The sequence below is a fragment of the Streptococcus sp. ZY171113 genome, assembly GCF_057748235.1.
This window is the reverse complement of record NZ_CM173243.1, coordinates 1,824,741-1,841,103: the sequence shown is the minus strand read 5'-3', so window position 1 is coordinate 1,841,103 and position 16,363 is coordinate 1,824,741. Positions and strand designations below refer to the sequence as shown.

Here is a 16,363-nt window from a genome sequence, read left to right as displayed (position 1 = left end):
GGAGGAAAAGAGGGAAGTGGGGGATTAGAAGCGAAAGGTAAGATTGAGGATTAGGGGGAAGTTTCTTTCCAATGATTGAAAGCTCTTGATTTGTCTAATGATTCGGGAACGGAGTGCTTTTCCTTATCTTGTGGGAAATTCCTGACTAAAAAACACCCCTTTCTCAGACAGTCCGTTGGCAATCGTTAGATGTGGTGTCTAACGGTTGGGGGACCATGACTGAGAAAGGGGTGGATAATTGTCAGGATAAGTTAAAAGCTATCCTTTTTGTGATAGCGACCAGCCAATCCAAGTGTCGCCAAGAGGCTGGCTGCACCGATGGCCATCAAGGCTGAATCAGCATCACCTGTTGCTGGCAGGCTTGGTTTGTTGCTGTCTGCACTTGTTGCTGGTGCTGGACTAGCCACAGGTGCTTGGGCAAGTGGCTGGATAGCCACTGGAGCTGGTGTGTTAGCTGGCACCTGGTCGACTGGGAAGGCTGGTTTCTCCTCAGCTGTCACGCTGTCACCTTTCTGAGTGACTGGCCTTTCTAATCCAATCGCATTTGCTGGCAACTTGTCAGTCCTTACGCCCTCACCATGTTGAGTAAGAGGCGTTTCTGGTCCAGTCTCATTAGCTGGAACCCGATCAAGTGGGAAGGCTGGTTTTTCCTCTTCAGTTTCAGGAAGGAGTTTAGCGTCTGGCACTTGGTCGATTGGGAAGCTTGGTTTCTCCTCAGCCGTTAGGCTGTCTCCTTTCTGAGTGACTGGCACTTGGTCGACTGGGAAGGCTGGTTTCTCGTCAGCCGTCACACCCTCACCATGCTTAGTAACCAGCTCTTCTTTCTCCTCAGGTTGGACAACCTTGGTGCCTCTAAGGACAATCTGAGTGACTGGCAGGCTAACGGTCTTCACGTCAACCAGGCGTTCGCCTGTTTTGACACCGTTGGTAAAGGTATCCTCATAGACCTTGATGAGGCGACCATTGGCACCGACCTGGGCCACAACTTCTTGGCCCAGAGGCAGGCTAGCATCGTCCAGGTACTCAGTGTCAAAGGCGATGGTCTCTGGCACCTCATGACGGTCTGTTGTCGTGGTAGTGACAGGGCGAGTGCCGACACGAACCACCTGACGAACAGGTTGCACCAAACTTTTCACTTCAACCAAACGTTCAGCTGTCTTGTTGCCCTCGGTAAAGGTGTCCTCATAGACCTTGATGACCTGACCATTGACACCTGCTTGAACAAGGACTTCCTTGCCTAAATCCAGGGTGTCATCTTGGAGGCGTTCGGTTTCAAACGGAATAACTTCTGAGACCTCACGACGGCCTGTGGTAGTTTTTGGACCTGCTGGACGGGTGCCGACTAGAACAATCTTGTTAACAGGGGCAACACGATCTTTTTCCTCAACCAACCGTTCAGTTGATGAACCCGCTACTGTCTCGTAAACCTTGGTCACACGGCCTGGCACACCCTCACGAGCGACAATCTCCTGGCCAAGTTCAAGGTTAGCGTCTGTCAGACGCTCAGTTTGGAAGGCGATGGATTCAACCACTTCACGACGAGTTGGTTGAGCCTGAGTTGTTCCTGTTGTCGTGCCAGTTCCGACACGAACCACCTTAGCTTTTGGTGGCACAATATCGGTAATGTCAATCAAGCGACGACCAGTCTCTTTTCCATCCGTCAGGGTCACTTCGTAAACCTTCACCATGCTGCCATTTTCACCCTGACTAACCACTTCTTGTTTACCTGCTGGTAAGCTCGGATCAGTGTAGGTCTCGGTGTCAAACAGCAAGGTCTCAGTCACACGATCTTGGCGGGTGGTCACCGTTTGCGTTGTCGGAGGTTTTGCCCCTGTTCCGTAACGCACCCGATGAGTTTTTGGTTCAACACGATTTTCTTCACGAATCGGTGTAGCCCCTGTTTCAGTAAGTGCACCATTGACATAGGTGTCCTCGTAAACCTTAACCACACTACCGTTGACACCTTGTTGCTCAATCACTTCAGTCCCAGCCAGAAGACTTGAATCAGCAACTCTGACAGTATCAAATGGCAGGGTCACTGTTTCCTTACGCGGGCGTTTTTCAGCCGTTGGCGGTGTTTGGCCTGTGCCTGTATCAGTGCTGTTGTTATCGCCGTTGTTGTTTTCGGTGCTACCTTCGTCACCTGCCTTTTTGGTCAATCCAGCAATCGCTGCCTTGAGGGCAGTATTGGCCTGGTCGAGGCTGTCTTGATTTGTCGCTGTTGAGTAGGCGGTCAAGGCGTCTTGGACAGCTGTGCCCAGACGGGTTAAACTGTCTGTTTCGTAGTCCTCTGGGGTAATGGCGGCTGCCTGGTAGAGGGTCTCTCTCAGGTAGGCATAGGTTAATGGCACCTCTTGGTCTGGTGTCAGGGTCACCACAGGGGTCAATTCAGCGACCGCAACCACCTTGTTGACCTTATCGGCATTCCAGTGGTGGGTTTCCAGAGCAGTCAGACGGAAGTATTTGGCCGTCACTGGTGTAAAGTCCATCGGCGTTGAGGCGACTCCCTCAACCATGGTGATGGTTTGGTCAGCATTGCCGTTTGTAAAGGCGACACGGTTCCAGGTCTGACCATCGGGACTGTACTCAAGGTAGGCCCGTTTGACATTGCCGACCGCATTGGCAATCTGACGAGGGGTGTAAATCACCCGACCGACCTCTTGACTCTCGGCCAGAGCGATGGTCAATCGCTGAGGCTCGACCGTGTTGTCCTTGGCTGGGTTGCTGGCCCAGTAGGTGCTTGGGTTTTGGTCAATAGCCGAGCTGGCAGGTCGTTCACCGCCGTCATTAGGGTCAAAGCTGGTCGCTGTTGGCTTGTCTAACTTAGCAGCCACCTCACGGGTTCGAGGGGCTACTGCTTCAAAGAGTTCAGGAGAGGACTGGAAGTCCCTGGCCTTGTCTTCTAGGATAAAGCGGCTGATTCGGCCAGCAAAATTAGGACTGGCTAGTCGGAGCTCGGACAGTTCCAGGTTTTCGTTGACCTTGGTTTTGTCGTGGGCTGTGTTGTGAAGTTGGCCATCGACATAGAGTTTGAGACCACCGTTTTTCTCACGGACAGCGGTGATGACCACTTCCTGACCTGGGGCAATCAGTTTATCAGCCACTCCACGGTCTGCTGTCTTGAGGGTGTCAAATGGCGCAGAGGTGACTTGCAAGCCCTTAACGTCAAAGACAATCCGACCAGTCTCATCAACAGCCAGTTTCCATTGGCCATCTTGCTCGGCCAGGGTTTGGTTGAGCTTATCAAGAGTTGCCTTGACGGTCACGGAGAAGGTGCCTCGTCCTTCAACACCTGAATAAGCTAGCGGTGTTGTTGGGTCAACACTAGTGATGTCTTCGATAATGCCTTGGTCGTAGGCTGTCACAGCAACGGTGCCAGAAGCCTTGTTTGCTTGTGGGGCGTTGTCAGCTACATTAGTATAGGTTACCTCGGCCATTTGGCGGTCTTGTAGGGGTGTTTCCAGGGTCAAGACAGCAGTTCTCAGGTCCTTGTTGTAGGTGACCTGGGTAACCGTATTACCTGCGACAGCAAAGTTGGCTCCTGTTGGGACAATCCGCTCATCAAACTCTAGGCTAATGGTGTTAGCAGCGGTAGCTTTTGCCACCAAAAGCTCAGGAGCCTTAGTATCAGCAACCTTGCTGTACTGGAAGACCACGGTCTCGTAAGGTTTGAGGCGGATGGTCAGGCTGTCGCCGTACTTGGTTGTGGCGGTCGAATCATGGCGTTTATCCCCGTGGACGGTGGTGCGGTGCATGCCACTGGTGCCTTCACGGACACCGACCAGGCGGTCCAGAGTGATGGTGTAGTCCTGCTCGCTGTTGACAGGGTTACGGATGGACAGGATACCAGTTTCTTCATCCCAGGCGGAGTAGCCGTAAACCTCCCCGTGACCAGGCTTACCACCGTGGAACTTGGCGTGTTTGAGGGTGTCGTAGTTGGCTTCAATCCAGTTGACCACCTCACCGTTGACCTGCCATTTCTCATCGTCCATCATGTTGTAGCTGTAATAGAATTCCCAGAAGCCTGTGCCACGGGTGCCCAACATGAAGAGGTAGGTTCTCAGGTCTTCGGCAGAGAAGTCGATTTTCGGCCGTTGGCCAGAGGCGTTTGGCTCCAGTTTTTTGCCAGAGTTGGCGGTGTTCCCATAAACGGGGTCGTGGTTGTAGATATTGGCAAATGGCAACTGCCACTTGCGGAGGTTGACCAATTCTTCGTAGCGGTCGTCCCGATAGGTGATGGCCTCGTTGGCATCGTTACCGAAGTCCAGGTGGGCGTATTGGGCCTTCTTAACATGGTCTTGGTAGTCCACATCAGCCGCATTTTGCATCCAGATGGAGTTGACCCATTGCAGGAACCACGGTGATGGTGGAATGTAAGAGGTCAGGTTAATCCACATCTTATCGGGTTCCTTGGCCTCGCGGCGGATGGTCTCGTAAAGGCCAATCCAACGCTCATGAGCCTCAGTCATGGCGTACATGTTGCGGTGGCCGCCACCGATGAAGTTGCCGTTAGGATCCGTATCGGAACGAGGATTGAGCAGGAGACCGTCCAGTTTCCAGTAGTTGATGTCAAATTCTTTCTCGTAGTTGGCAAAGAGCTTGTCCATGCCTTCCACGTAACGCTTGTCACCGATGTAAACCACGCCAGCGTGCTTGGAAGCCAAGCCCTGACGAACCAAATTATCAGCCAGGAAGCCTGGTTGAGAGTAACCCCCCTGAGGGCCGACCCAGAGACCGAAGTCAGAGCCGAACCGTTTGACCTGTTTGCTGGAATCGTAGAGTTTATTAGGGAATTTTTGGTTGAAGTCCCAGAGGGTGGTCATGTCCTGCCAGCCGTCATCGACCACGTAGGAATCAAGTGGGGCCACCCCACCGTTAACAAAACCACGCTCAATTTCGTTGAAGCTGGATTGGATGTTCTCAGCGGTGATGTTGAGCATGTGGTCGAACCAAGAGTTGTATTGCTTACGGAAGTAGGTGTCTTGGCCAATTCGTGAAATGTAGTCGTAGAAGTCCTGCTGGATAACCTGGTAGTCGTTAGAGCGGGCGACACCGATAACAGTGTTCCAGGTGCGGGTATGGCCCTCTTCGTCAACCCCCAGCTGGGCCAGGGTCTTACCAGAATAGTAGCGAGAAACCATCTGATGGTTAGCGGCTTCAACTGTGTTGAGGCTGAGCGGGAATTCAGAGCCAGTGTAGAAGCTGTTGATGTAAACCGGTTGACCGAGACCAGCATAGAAACCGTTGAACCCAGCCATTTCAGCGATGGCAGGCTGGTTGGAGAAGTCGTGAACCTGATCACTAGCCTTAATCTTGAAGGATTGCAGGTCGATGGTGTCAATGGTTAAGCGGTCACGGTCAGCTTCTGGAACGGAAATCAGGAGGTGGCTCTGGCTGAACTTGCTGTCCTTGGCCAAATCAACCACATACTTGACGGTGACTGGGACAGTCTTATAGGTATAAGGTTGGAAGGTGAAGGTCAGGGTCTCACCGTCGCTGGTCTTGGCTCGCTCAATGCCATCTTGGGCCAGGCGGAGCTTGTCTAGGCTGATTTGGTAGCTGGACAGGTGGTCTTCTAACTGCTTGAGGTAGTTAGCTTGGCGACCTTCCTCAGCCGCTCGGAGTTGGCTGGCTGACTGGTCTGACACGTCAAATTCAGCTGCTGCAGCAAAGGGGCGACCGTTCTGGGCGGTCAGGGCCTCGAACCGCAGGGCCTTGATATTGGTCAGGCGGCTCCCCAAATCAATGTACTGGATGCTGCCTGGGTTTTCGGTGATGGTACCGGCCTTGATTTCAGTAAAATCCGCCTGGCCATCCGCCTTGCCGTAAATCTTGTAGTCCTTGACCAAGCCGTTCTGTGCCCCGTCTTGACGAGGCACATAGACAAAGGTCTGAACATCACGAGCAGTTGGGAAGGTGATGTCCACATGGGCTGGGAGAAGGTTTGGGGTGCCCGTTCCGTTGTTGTAGTTGCTGTGCCAGATGGTTCCTAGATTGTTATCCTGAGCCAGGGTGACGGCCCCTTCACGGGCCCCAGCGTTGGCCGCTGAGTTGGTGGTCAGGGTCCAGCTGGCCTTGTCCGTTGAGATAGGGGTGTAACCAGGTGGGCTAGGGCGGTTCTCAGGATTTGTTTCCTTAAATTGGATGATGAATTCCTTGGAACCAGTTTCAAAGGTTAACTCATCGCCACCCTCGGCCAGTTTGTTCTCAATGCTGACGGTTCGAAGTTTGCCGTCTTCAATCTCAAAATGGCGGGCAATCTTGTCGTTTTCCAATTCCAAACGGCCATCAGCGACAGGGACCTTGGTGAGTTGTGGGGCCTCGTCCGTCGCTGCCCGAGTGGTTACAGCAGGACTAGCCTGAAGTTGGCTACCAGGCTCGGCAACAGCTGTCTCTGTGACCACCTCGCTGTTCAGTTCCTCTGCTGGTGTTTGTGGTTCTTCAGCTGGTGTGTCGCTGTCCAGCGTGTTGGCCGAGGTCAGGCCAGTCGTGGAGCTGTCAGCTGTCACTTCATTAGCGGCAGCGTCTTGGTTGTTGACAAAACTCATGCCGATGATGACCGAGCAGACACCAACGGTCAGCTTGCGAATGCTGAACTGGTTCTTCTTGGTGAAGAGGTCTTTTGCCATTAGTCGTCTCCTTTTCTTTGGTGATTGAAAATGCAATCGTTTTCTATGATAAATTTATTATAACTCCTTTTTTAAGCGTTTGCAAGCTATTTTGTTTAATTCTGTTTTTTTTTGTTGATTTTCAGTTTTTGTCTTCTCTTGAAATTTTGTCTTGACAAGTTATCGGTTTTGGGATAAAATGAATAGTGTTATGGCGGTATAGCCAAGTGGTAAGGCACGGCTCTGCAAAAGCTTGATCACCGGTTCAAATCCGGTTACCGCCTGAATACCTCCCTGTTCCCTCTCGAAAAGAGGGAACTTTTTTTGTCGCTCAGCTATTTTCCAAAATAAACATTTGAGCAAAAGGCAAGTTTATGGTAGAATAAAGTGATAATATGAATTTTTTGAGGTGAAAAACATGATTGAAGCAAGCAAACTCCGCGCTGGTATTACTTTTGTCGCTGCTGACGGCAAGTTGATTAAGGTTCTTGAAGCCAGCCACCACAAGCCAGGTAAGGGTAACACCATCATGCGGATGAAACTGCGTGACGTGCGTTCTGGGTCAACCTTCGACACCACCTACCGTCCTGACGAGAAGTTCGAGCAAGCCATCATTGAGACTGTGCCTGCCCAGTACCTCTATCAAATGGACGACGTGGCCTTCTTTATGAACCTGGAAACCTACGACCAGTACGAGATTCCAGTCGCCAACGTGGCTGAGGAACTCAAGTACATCCTTGAAAATGCTGAAGTGAAAATCCAGTTCTTCGGTACTGAGGTGATTGGTGTGACTGTGCCGACAACTGTTGAGCTGACCGTTGTGGACACCCAGCCATCTATTAAGGGTGCAACTGTAACAGGTTCTGGTAAGCCAGCGACTTTGGAAACTGGCTTGGTGGTTAACGTGCCAGACTTCATTGAGATTGGTCAAAAACTGATCATTAACACCGCAGAAGGCACTTACGTTTCTCGTGCCTAAGCCTTAGGGAAATAGCTGAGCAGCCTAGCCTGCCTTGGTTAGAGAGAAAGGATAAGATATGTCACACATCGCTTTGGGAGAGATTGAAATCGCTCCTCGTGTACTAGAAGTTATTACTGGCATTGCTGCCACAAAGGTTGACGGGGTTCACTCCCTTCACAACAAAAAAGTGGCCGACAGCTTTAGCAAGGCCAACTTGGGCCGTGGGGTTTACCTGACCACCCAAGAGGACGAGAGCCTGGTGGTCGACCTCTATGTCTACCTTCAGTACGGGGTCAATGTGCCTGCCGTTGCCATCGCCATCCAAAAGGCGGTTAAGTCAGCCATCTTTGACATGGCTGAGCTGCTTGTCTCAGCGGTTAATGTTCATGTGGCTGGTATCGTTCCAGACAAGACACCAAAACCAGACCTCAAATCACTCTTTGATGAGGATTTCCTGGATGACTAAGGTGTTTAAGGATTCAAGACGTGACCTGCGGGAGCGGGCTTTTCAAGCCCTGCTCAGTTTGGAATTCGGTGGCGAATTTTTACCAGCGACCCACTTTGCCTACACCTATGACAAGGATTTGGCTGAGGGAGAAGAGGTTGAACTACCTGTTTTCCTTTTGAGTCTGGTCCAAGGCGTAGTGTCCAGTAAGGCCGATTTGGATGTAGCCATTGATAGCAAGCTCAAGGCCAAGTGGAATTTGGACCGCTTGACCCTGGTGGATAAGACCCTCTTGCGATTGGGTCTTTACGAAATCAGTTACTTTGAGGAAACTCCAGACCGGGTTGCCCTCAACGAAATCATCGAAATTGCAAAAAAATACTCGGACCCTACCTCCAGCAAGTTTGTCAATGGCCTCTTGCGGCAGTTTGTGGCCGATGAACCAGTTGCTGACTAAAAATCAGCAGCCCAACCAACCCTTGAGTGGGACTAGCGAGGCCAGTTGGCTGCTGGTTCCACCTTTTTGTTACCATCGTTCTGTCATGTGAATTAAGGAGAAATCATGTCTTTAGCCAATCGTTTTAACAAGAATTTAGACCGGATTGAGGTCTCCCTCATTCGCCAGTTTGACCAGTCCATCTCAAGCATTCCAGGCATTGTCCGCCTGACCCTGGGAGAGCCTGATTTTACCACGCCTGACCACGTTAAGGAGGCGGCAAAAGCCGCTATCGACGCCAACAAGAGCTACTACACAGGCATGGCTGGCCTGCCAGAGCTGCGGCAGGCAGCGGCTGATTTTGTCCGTGAAAAGTACCAGCTCAGCTATGACCCTGAAAAAGAAATCCTAGTGACCATCGGGGCGACTGAGGCTTTGTCAGCGACCCTGACGGCAATCCTGGAGCCAGGCGACACCGTGCTTTTGCCAGCACCGGCCTACCCTGGCTACCAGCCTATCGTCAATCTGGTGGGGGCAGACATCGTGGAGATTGACACCCGAGCCAACGGTTTTGTCCTGACCCCAGAGATGCTGGAGGCAGCTATCCTGGAGCAGGGGGACAAGCTCAAGGCGGTCATCCTCAACTACCCGACCAACCCGACGGGCGTGACCTACTCCCGTGAGGAAATGGCGACCTTGGCCGCCGTGCTGGGTAAGTACGAGGTTTTTGTCGTGAGTGACGAAGTTTACTCGGAGCTGACCTATACTGAGGAGCCGCACGTCTCCATCGGTGAGTTCCTGCCTGAGCAGACCATCGTCATCAACGGCCTCTCCAAGTCCCATGCCATGACCGGCTGGCGGCTGGGCTTCATCTTTGCCCCAGCCTACATCACCGCCCAGCTGATTAAGAGCCACCAATACCTGGTGACGGCTGCCAACACCGCCGCCCAGCATGCTGCCATTGCCGCCCTGACCGTTGGTAAAAACGATGCCCTGCCCATGAAGGCTGAGTACATCAAACGGCGGGACTACATCATCGACAAGATGACGGCCATGGGCTTTGAGATTATCCGTCCCAACGGGGCCTTCTACATCTTTGCTAAGATTCCAGTAGCGGAGGGTCAGGATTCCTTTGCCTTCCTACAAAAATTTGCGGCCGAGCAGGCAGTTGCCCTGATTCCTGGTGTGGCCTTCGGTCAATACGGCGAGGGCTACCTGCGGATTTCCTATGCGGCCTCTATGGAGACCATCCAGACGGCCATGGAACGCTTGGCGGTCTTTATGAGCCAGTATGGAGCTTAGGGAAAGCCGAGGCCTGGTCCTCTACAACCGCAACTACCGTGAGGATGACAAGTTGGTCAAGATTTTCACCGAGCAGCTGGGCAAACGGATGTTTTTTGTTCGCCACGCCAGCAGCTCCAAGGTCAGCTCGGTCATTCAGCCTTTGACGATGGCTGATTTTGTCCTCAAAATCAATGAGACGGGCCTCTCCTACATCGAGGATTATGGTCATGTCCAGACTTTTAAGAAAATCAACGGGGACATCTTTCTTCTGGCCTATGCCACCTATCTGGTGGCCCTGGCTGATGCAGCAATTGTGGACAATGTCCACGATGCCCAGCTCTTTGCCTTCCTCTGCAAGACCCTGGAGTTGATGGAGGAGGGCTTGGATCATGAGGTCCTGACCAATATCTTTGAAATCCAGATTTTGGAGCGGTTCGGGGTTCAGCTCAATTTTCATGACTGTGTTTTCTGCCACAGAGTGGGTCAGGCCTTTGATTTTTCCTTCAAGTATTCGGGCTTGCTCTGCCCCAATCATTACCATGAAGATGACAAACGGCCTCACTTGGACCCCAACGTTCCCTACCTGCTCAGCCGTTTCCAGAACCTGTCCATGGCCGAGCTCAAAACCATCTCCCTCAGCCCAGAGATGAAGGCCAAGCTCCGCCTCTTTATCGACCAGATTTACGAGGATTATGTGGGCATCCGCCTCAAAAGCAAGAAGTTTATTGATGATTTGGGGACTTGGGGAGATGTTTTATCCTAGAAAGAGAGCCATAGGTCTCTTTTTCTTTTTTTGAAAACTTTCAGAAAAACATAGGAAACGATTATTCATCAATTAGGTCAAGTTTTTGCTTGACAAGGGCTTTTTACCGTGTTAAAATAGCTTTTTTAATTAAGGAGGTAGTGACCAAATGACACGCATAGCGTTTGATTCAGAACAGTACTTGAACCTGCAACGTGACCATATTTTGGAGCGGATTAGTCAGTTCGAGGGCAAACTTTATTTGGAATTTGGGGGCAAGATGTTGGAAGACTTCCACGCTGCCCGTGTGCTCCCAGGCTACGAGCCCAACAATAAAATGCGTTTGCTGCAAGAGTTGAAGGACCAGGTGGAGATTGTGATTGCCATCAATGCCAACAATATTGAGCATTCCAAGGCTCGGGGTGACTTGGGCATTTCCTACGACCAGGAAGTCTTCCGCCTGATTGACACCTTTAACGACTTGGACCTCTACGTGGGTTCGGTGGTCATCACCCAGTATACTGGCCAGGCCGCAGCGGATGCCTTCCGTCATAGCCTGACCAAGCACGGGATTGCTTCCTACCTCCACTACCCCATCAAGGGTTACCCAACGGACATTGACCACATCATTTCCCCAGAGGGCATGGGCAAGAACGACTACATTGAAACCAGCCGTAACCTCGTGGTCGTGACGGCTCCTGGACCAGGTTCAGGCAAGCTGGCCACCTGCTTGTCCCAGCTCTACCATGACCAGGTCAATGGGGTTAAGTCTGGTTACGCCAAGTTTGAGACCTTCCCTGTCTGGAACCTGGCCCTCCACCATCCTGTAAACCTGGCCTACGAAGCGGCCACGGCTGACTTGGACGATGTTAACTTGATTGATCCTTTCCACCTGGAAACCTACGGCAAAACCACGGTCAACTACAACCGTGATGTGGAGATTTTCCCAGTTGTTAAGCGGATGCTGGAACGGATCCTGGGCCAGTCTCCTTACGCCTCTCCGACCGATATGGGGGTCAACATGGTCGGCTTTGCCATTAGCGACGACGTCGCTGCCAAAGAAGCCTCTAAACAAGAAATCATCCGCCGCTACTACCAGACTCTGGTGGACTACAAGGCTGAGCGGGTGCCTGAGTCAGCGGTTAAAAAGATTGAGTTCCTCATGAACGACCTGGGCATCACCCCAGCAGATCGTCAGGTGACCTTGGTAGCTAGGGAAAAGGCAGAGCTGACAGGCGATGCTGCCCTGGCTCTGGAACTGCCAGATGGCCGAACTGTGACTGGCAAGACCTCCGACCTCTTCGGGCCGTCGGCAGCCGTTATCGTCAACGCCATCAAGGCCCTGGCAGGTATTGAAAAGGAGACGCACCTGATTGAGCCCGAGTATGTGACCCCCATTCAGGACCTCAAAATCAATCACCTGGCCAACCGCAACCCTCGGCTTCACTCTAATGAACTCCTGATTGCCCTGGCCATCACAGCCATGACCAAGCCAGAAGCCAAGCTGGCCATGGAGCAACTGGGCAAGCTCAAGGGGAGCGAGGTGCACTCTACCGTCTTTCTCCCAGAGGAAGACAAGGCTGTCCTTCGTAAACTGGGCATCAACGTGACCGTTGACCCCAACTATTCTCGTAAAAAATTATATCGCCATTAAAATCTTAGAACCTGTATTCACAATCGAAGTATTTGATTGACTAGGCTAGTTTTGGTGCAATTGAGAAACATTTTTGCAGAAATACTGGCCGTATGACCAAAAAATGTGACAAAGAGTGAGCCAAAACTAGCCAGTCAGGTGAATGCTGAGATGTGAATAAAGGTTCTTGGTTCTAGCTGGCTTAAGATTATCCAAAAAAACAGGTGCAACCTCTTGAAACCCCTCTCAGCTTGTGTTATACTGGACTTACGGGAGGCTGTGGGACAGTCTGAGAGGCAACTGCTAGTTGCGACCGCACCTGATCTGGGTAATGCCAGCGTAGGGACGTCACTCTTGGATTTTTTTGCGTACAAACCTCCTGATGCTATGCTTTAGGAGGTTTTTTGTTTGCCAAATGCGAGTATTGCCCTGCAAATTTTGCCCTTGGGTCAGGGAGAGCGACTGCCCATCATTGATGCAGTCATTGCTTATCTGAAAAGTCGCCATCCTGATCTGGTGGTGACGCCCTTTGAGACGGTCATGGAGGGGGATTATGATGACCTCATGGCGACCCTCAAGGGTGCCATCGAGCTGGCGGGCAGGGATTGTGACAACATCTTCGCCAACGTCAAGATTAACTACGGGAGGATTCTGACCATTGACGAAAAAGTGGCCAAACATACTGGGACGGCACATTAGCCTCCTGACCATCCTGGGCTTGCTTTTGGTCTGGCAGTTGGCCGGACATCTGGGGCTCTTGCCCAAGTTCATCTTACCCACGCCTTGGGAAATCGCTGGCGCAGCCATCAAGAACTGGGAGCACCTCCTCTTTCACACAGGGGTAACCCTCTTGGAGGCGGTGGTGGGGCTGGGCTATGGGGTCCTCATTGCCTGTCTATTGGCCTTGGTTATGGACGCTTTTCCCCTACTCAACAAGGCCATCTACCCCCTCTTGGTCATCACCCAGACGGTACCGACCATTGCCATTGCCCCGATTTTGGTGCTCTGGTTGGGCTACGGCATGGCACCTAAGGTGGTCTTGATTGTCCTGACGACCACCTTTCCCATCGTGATCTCTATCCTGGATGGGTTTCGTCATGCTGACCCTGACACCATTCAGCTCTTGCGGCTCATGAAGGCCAGCAGGTGGCAGATTCTCTGGCATGTGAAAATTCCCAGCAGCCTTAGCTATTTTTACGCTGGTCTGCGGGTCAGCGTGTCCTATGCCTTTATCGCAGCCGTGGTGTCCGAATGGCTGGGTGGTTTTGAAGGTCTGGGGGTCTACATGATTCGGACCAAGAAGCTCTTTCAGTACGACACCATGTTTGCCATTATTATTGTGACTTCTCTGGTCAGCCTGGCTTCCATGCGGCTGGTCAAGTGGAGCGAACGCTATGTGATTAAATGGAAATACCTAGGAGAAAAGAAATGAAAAAAATTGTAACTGGATTTGTGGCCTTGTTTGCAGCACTGTTCTTAGTAGCCTGCTCTGGTCAGGCTAAAAAAGAAGGGGCTTCTGACCTCAAAACCGTTGATTTTATTCTCGATTGGACCCCCAACACCAACCACACAGGCCTTTATGTGGCTAAGGAGCTGGGCTATTTCGCCGAAGTAGGCATCGACCTGGACATCAAGCTGCCACCAGAAGACAGCTCGTCCGACCTCATCATCAACGGCAAGGCGCCGCTAGGCATCTACTTTCAAGACAGCATGGCCAACAAGTTGTCTAAAGGTGCCCCAATCACGGCGGTGGCGGCCATCATCGAGCACAACACCTCTGGTGTGATTTCGACCGAAAAAGCAGGTGTTAAAGAACCCAAAGACATGGCGGGTAAGACCTACGGGACCTGGAATGATCCTATTGAGTTGGCTATGATGGAGACCCTCCTGGAGAAACAGGGTGGCGACTTTAAGTCAGTCGAGCTGGTGCCAAACACCGACAGCAACTCTATCACGGCTATGGAAAATGGCGTTTTTGACATGGCTTGGATTTTCTATGCTTGGGACGGCGTCTTGGCAGAGAGCCAGGGAGTTAAATCCAACTTTTTCTACCTCAAGGACTATGCGGCTGAGCTGGATTACTACACCCCAGTTATCATCGCTAATAACGACTACCTCAAGGAAAACCCAGGGGAAGCCAAGAAAATCCTGTCAGCCATCAAAAAAGGCTACCAATACGCCATGGACAAGCCAGAAGAAGCGGCCAACATCCTTATCAAACACGTGCCAGAATTGCAAGGTCAGGAAGATTTCATCATCGCTTCCCAAGAGTACCTGGCTGGTCAATACGCCACTGACAAGAGCAAGTGGGGTGTCATCGACCCTGCCCGCTGGAATGCCTTTTACAGCTGGATCAACGACAACAAGCTGACCGAAAAGCCTCTGGAAGCTGACCAAGGTTTCAGCAATGAGTATCTGGACTAATGGCGAGTTTAGAGATTAGACACCTGTCCCACGCTTATGGGAATCAACAGGTTTTAGCAGACATCAACTTGACCGTCGGCGATGGCGAAATGGTCGCCCTGATCGGTACCAGCGGCGTCGGTAAGTCCACTCTTTTTAACATTGTAGCGGGGATTGAGCCCTTGCAGGCTGGGGAGATTGAGATTTTTGGCAGCACCGACTTTGTCGGCAAGGTCAGCTACATGCTCCAAAAAGACCTGCTCCTGGAACACAAGACAGTCCTGAAAAATGTGGCTCTGCCTCTCATTATCAAAGGCATCAAAAAGGCAGAAGCTTATGATGAAGCCAGACAACTCTTGGAGCGGTTTGGCTTGCAGGATTACGCTGACCGCTACCCACAGGAATTGAGCGGGGGCATGCGGCAGCGGGTGGCGTTACTTCGCACCTACCTCTTCAAGCACAAGCTTTTCTTGCTGGACGAAGCCTTTTCGGCCCTAGATGCCCTGACCAAGGCTGAGCTCCACAGCTGGTATTTGGAGGTGCAGAAGGAGCTAGGTCTGTCCACTTTGCTTATTACCCACGACATCGATGAGGCGATTTTGCTGAGTGATCGGATTTACATCCTCAAACACCGCCCTGGCCAGCTGGTGGCTCAAGTGGTCATTGAGCGAACAAATGGCCAGCTGACCCCAGACCAGCAGGCGGCTTACAAGGCTAGCATTTTAGAAAGTTTAGGTTTGAACCCATTGGCTTGTGGATAAGCCCCTGTCGCCTGCGGAGGTGGAGGGGCTGATTTTCCAGTTTTTTGGGGAAATAGCTGAGCTGAAAATCCAACTCATGCCTCTTATTCAGACCCAACTAACTAAAACGCTCTGCTATTCGTTAAAACCAGCCAGCCAAGTCCAGAAGTTTGCCACTAGCTCCCCTTTCTCGATTGAGAAGGGGTCTTTTTCATGAAAAATCACTTGATAAATACAGGTCTATCTGTTAAACTAGAAGGAAGAATAAGAAGGAGCGTGCTATGTCTGAACGAGGGCTGCTAATCGTTTTTTCTGGCCCATCTGGGGTCGGCAAGGGAACGGTGAGGCAGGAAATTTTTTCAACACCAGACCACAAATTTGAGTATTCGGTGTCCATGACCACCCGTCCCCAACGTCCTGGTGAGGTTGAGGGCAAGGATTATTTTTTCCGAACCCGTGAGGAATTTGAGGAGCTGATTCGTCAGGGCCTCATGCTGGAGTATGCTGAGTATGTCGGTAACTACTATGGCACACCCCTGACCTATGTCAATGAAACCCTGGACAAGGGGATTGATGTCTTCTTGGAAATCGAGGTGCAGGGTGCTCTGCAAGTCAAGAAAAAGGTGCCAGATGGGGTTTTCATCTTTTTGACACCACCTGACTTGGAAGAATTGCAGGACCGCCTGGTTGGCCGTGGAACGGACAGTGAGGAAGTCATTGCCCAACGGATTGCTCGTGCCAAGGAAGAAATTGCCCTCATGCGGGAATATGACTACGCCGTTGTTAACGACGAGGTTCATCTGGCCGCTGAACGGGTCAAGAAAATCATTGAGACAGAACACTTCCGTGTGGAACGTTGCATCGGCCACTACAATGACATGATTAAGGATATTTAAGGCTGTCGGAGCTAAAGGTGAAGACAGACGACGCGAACGCAGTGAGCGTTACCTGATGTTTTTCGCCGTGGTGAAAAAATTATCAGCGATTTATCGCTGATAACTGACGGAAGTTCTGAGACTTTGGCTCAGAATTTAGGGATTAAACGCCGATAGGCGGTTGCTCCCGTCCGCACCACCTAAGAAAAATATCAAAAAAAGAATTTTCAAAAAAG

The 16,363-nt window shown here is 51.4% G+C and carries 12 protein-coding genes and 1 tRNA gene; 12 read left to right on the top strand and 1 reads right to left on the bottom strand.

The features are described from left to right. Positions 1 to 251: 251 nt before the first annotated feature. Entirely contained in the window at positions 252 to 6,629 is a 6,378-nt protein-coding gene (locus tag AC3ARB_RS08730) for a G5 domain-containing protein (RefSeq protein ID WP_488320183.1), read from the bottom strand. 192 nt (positions 6,630 to 6,821) lie between these two features. Between AC3ARB_RS08730 and AC3ARB_RS08725 the strand changes: the two genes are divergently transcribed. From AC3ARB_RS08725 to gmk, 12 genes are all read left to right on the top strand, one after another. Next, positions 6,822 to 6,892, top strand: a tRNA-Cys gene (locus AC3ARB_RS08725). A 134-nt stretch (positions 6,893 to 7,026) separates the two neighbouring features. Continuing rightward, entirely contained in the window at positions 7,027 to 7,587 is a 561-nt protein-coding gene (efp, locus tag AC3ARB_RS08720; RefSeq protein WP_488320182.1) for an elongation factor P, read from the top strand. A 58-nt stretch (positions 7,588 to 7,645) separates the two neighbouring features. Then, the gene (locus tag AC3ARB_RS08715; RefSeq protein WP_488320181.1) at positions 7,646 to 8,035 is read left to right on the top strand and encodes an Asp23/Gls24 family envelope stress response protein; all 390 of its coding nucleotides are present in this window, start codon (positions 7,646 to 7,648) and stop codon (positions 8,033 to 8,035) included. Next, positions 8,028 to 8,471 carry a transcription antitermination factor NusB gene (gene nusB / locus AC3ARB_RS08710; RefSeq protein ID WP_488320180.1) on the top strand — a complete coding sequence of 148 codons (444 nt, stop codon included), beginning with the start codon at positions 8,028 to 8,030 and terminating at the stop codon, positions 8,469 to 8,471. Before AC3ARB_RS08715 ends, nusB begins: the two co-directional genes overlap by 8 nt. 105 nt (positions 8,472 to 8,576) lie before the next feature. Further along, a complete protein-coding gene (locus AC3ARB_RS08705; RefSeq protein ID WP_488320179.1) occupies positions 8,577 to 9,752 on the top strand; it encodes a pyridoxal phosphate-dependent aminotransferase in 1,176 nt (391 codons plus the stop codon). After that, complete coding sequence (gene recO, locus AC3ARB_RS08700; RefSeq protein ID WP_488320178.1) at positions 9,742 to 10,497, top strand: DNA repair protein RecO; 756 nt, start codon at positions 9,742 to 9,744, stop codon at positions 10,495 to 10,497. The genes AC3ARB_RS08705 and recO overlap by 11 nt, the downstream gene beginning before the upstream one ends. 148 nt (positions 10,498 to 10,645) lie before the next feature. Continuing rightward, positions 10,646 to 12,130, top strand: a complete 1,485-nt coding sequence (locus tag AC3ARB_RS08695) for a DUF1846 domain-containing protein (RefSeq protein WP_488320177.1) — start codon at positions 10,646 to 10,648, stop codon at positions 12,128 to 12,130. A 387-nt stretch (positions 12,131 to 12,517) separates the two neighbouring features. After that, positions 12,518 to 12,808 carry a thiamine-binding protein gene (locus AC3ARB_RS08690; protein WP_488320176.1) on the top strand — a complete coding sequence of 97 codons (291 nt, stop codon included), beginning with the start codon at positions 12,518 to 12,520 and terminating at the stop codon, positions 12,806 to 12,808. Then, a complete protein-coding gene (locus AC3ARB_RS08685; protein WP_488320175.1) occupies positions 12,768 to 13,541 on the top strand; it encodes an ABC transporter permease in 774 nt (257 codons plus the stop codon). The genes AC3ARB_RS08690 and AC3ARB_RS08685 overlap by 41 nt, the downstream gene beginning before the upstream one ends. Then, positions 13,538 to 14,533 (top strand): ABC transporter substrate-binding protein, encoded by a 996-nt coding sequence (locus AC3ARB_RS08680; protein ID WP_488320174.1) that lies wholly within the window; start codon positions 13,538 to 13,540, stop codon positions 14,531 to 14,533. The genes AC3ARB_RS08685 and AC3ARB_RS08680 overlap by 4 nt, the downstream gene beginning before the upstream one ends. Further along, positions 14,533 to 15,273: an ABC transporter ATP-binding protein gene (locus AC3ARB_RS08675; protein WP_488320173.1), complete on the top strand. Its 741-nt coding sequence runs from the start codon at positions 14,533 to 14,535 to the stop codon at positions 15,271 to 15,273. The genes AC3ARB_RS08680 and AC3ARB_RS08675 overlap by 1 nt, the downstream gene beginning before the upstream one ends. Before the next feature lie 260 nt (positions 15,274 to 15,533). Then, entirely contained in the window at positions 15,534 to 16,148 is a 615-nt protein-coding gene (gmk, locus tag AC3ARB_RS08670; RefSeq protein ID WP_488320172.1) for a guanylate kinase, read from the top strand. The last annotated feature ends 215 nt before the right edge of the window (positions 16,149 to 16,363 follow it).

Bases quoted from the DNA above. Each gene is read 5' to 3' on its own strand.
- AC3ARB_RS08680 (WP_488320174.1), top strand. From the start codon at position 13,538: ATGAAAAAAATTGTAACTGGATTTGTGGCCTTGTTTGCAGCACTGTTC.
- AC3ARB_RS08695 (WP_488320177.1), top strand. From the start codon at position 10,646: ATGACACGCATAGCGTTTGATTCAGAACAGTACTTGAACCTGCAACGT.
- nusB (WP_488320180.1), top strand. From the start codon at position 8,028: ATGACTAAGGTGTTTAAGGATTCAAGACGTGACCTGCGGGAGCGGGCT.
- recO (WP_488320178.1), top strand. From the start codon at position 9,742: ATGGAGCTTAGGGAAAGCCGAGGCCTGGTCCTCTACAACCGCAACTAC.
- AC3ARB_RS08730 (WP_488320183.1), bottom strand. From the start codon at position 6,629: ATGGCAAAAGACCTCTTCACCAAGAAGAACCAGTTCAGCATTCGCAAG.
- AC3ARB_RS08715 (WP_488320181.1), top strand. From the start codon at position 7,646: ATGTCACACATCGCTTTGGGAGAGATTGAAATCGCTCCTCGTGTACTA.
- AC3ARB_RS08705 (WP_488320179.1), top strand. From the start codon at position 8,577: ATGTCTTTAGCCAATCGTTTTAACAAGAATTTAGACCGGATTGAGGTC.
- gmk (WP_488320172.1), top strand. From the start codon at position 15,534: ATGTCTGAACGAGGGCTGCTAATCGTTTTTTCTGGCCCATCTGGGGTC.
- efp (WP_488320182.1), top strand. From the start codon at position 7,027: ATGATTGAAGCAAGCAAACTCCGCGCTGGTATTACTTTTGTCGCTGCT.
- AC3ARB_RS08675 (WP_488320173.1), top strand. From the start codon at position 14,533: ATGGCGAGTTTAGAGATTAGACACCTGTCCCACGCTTATGGGAATCAA.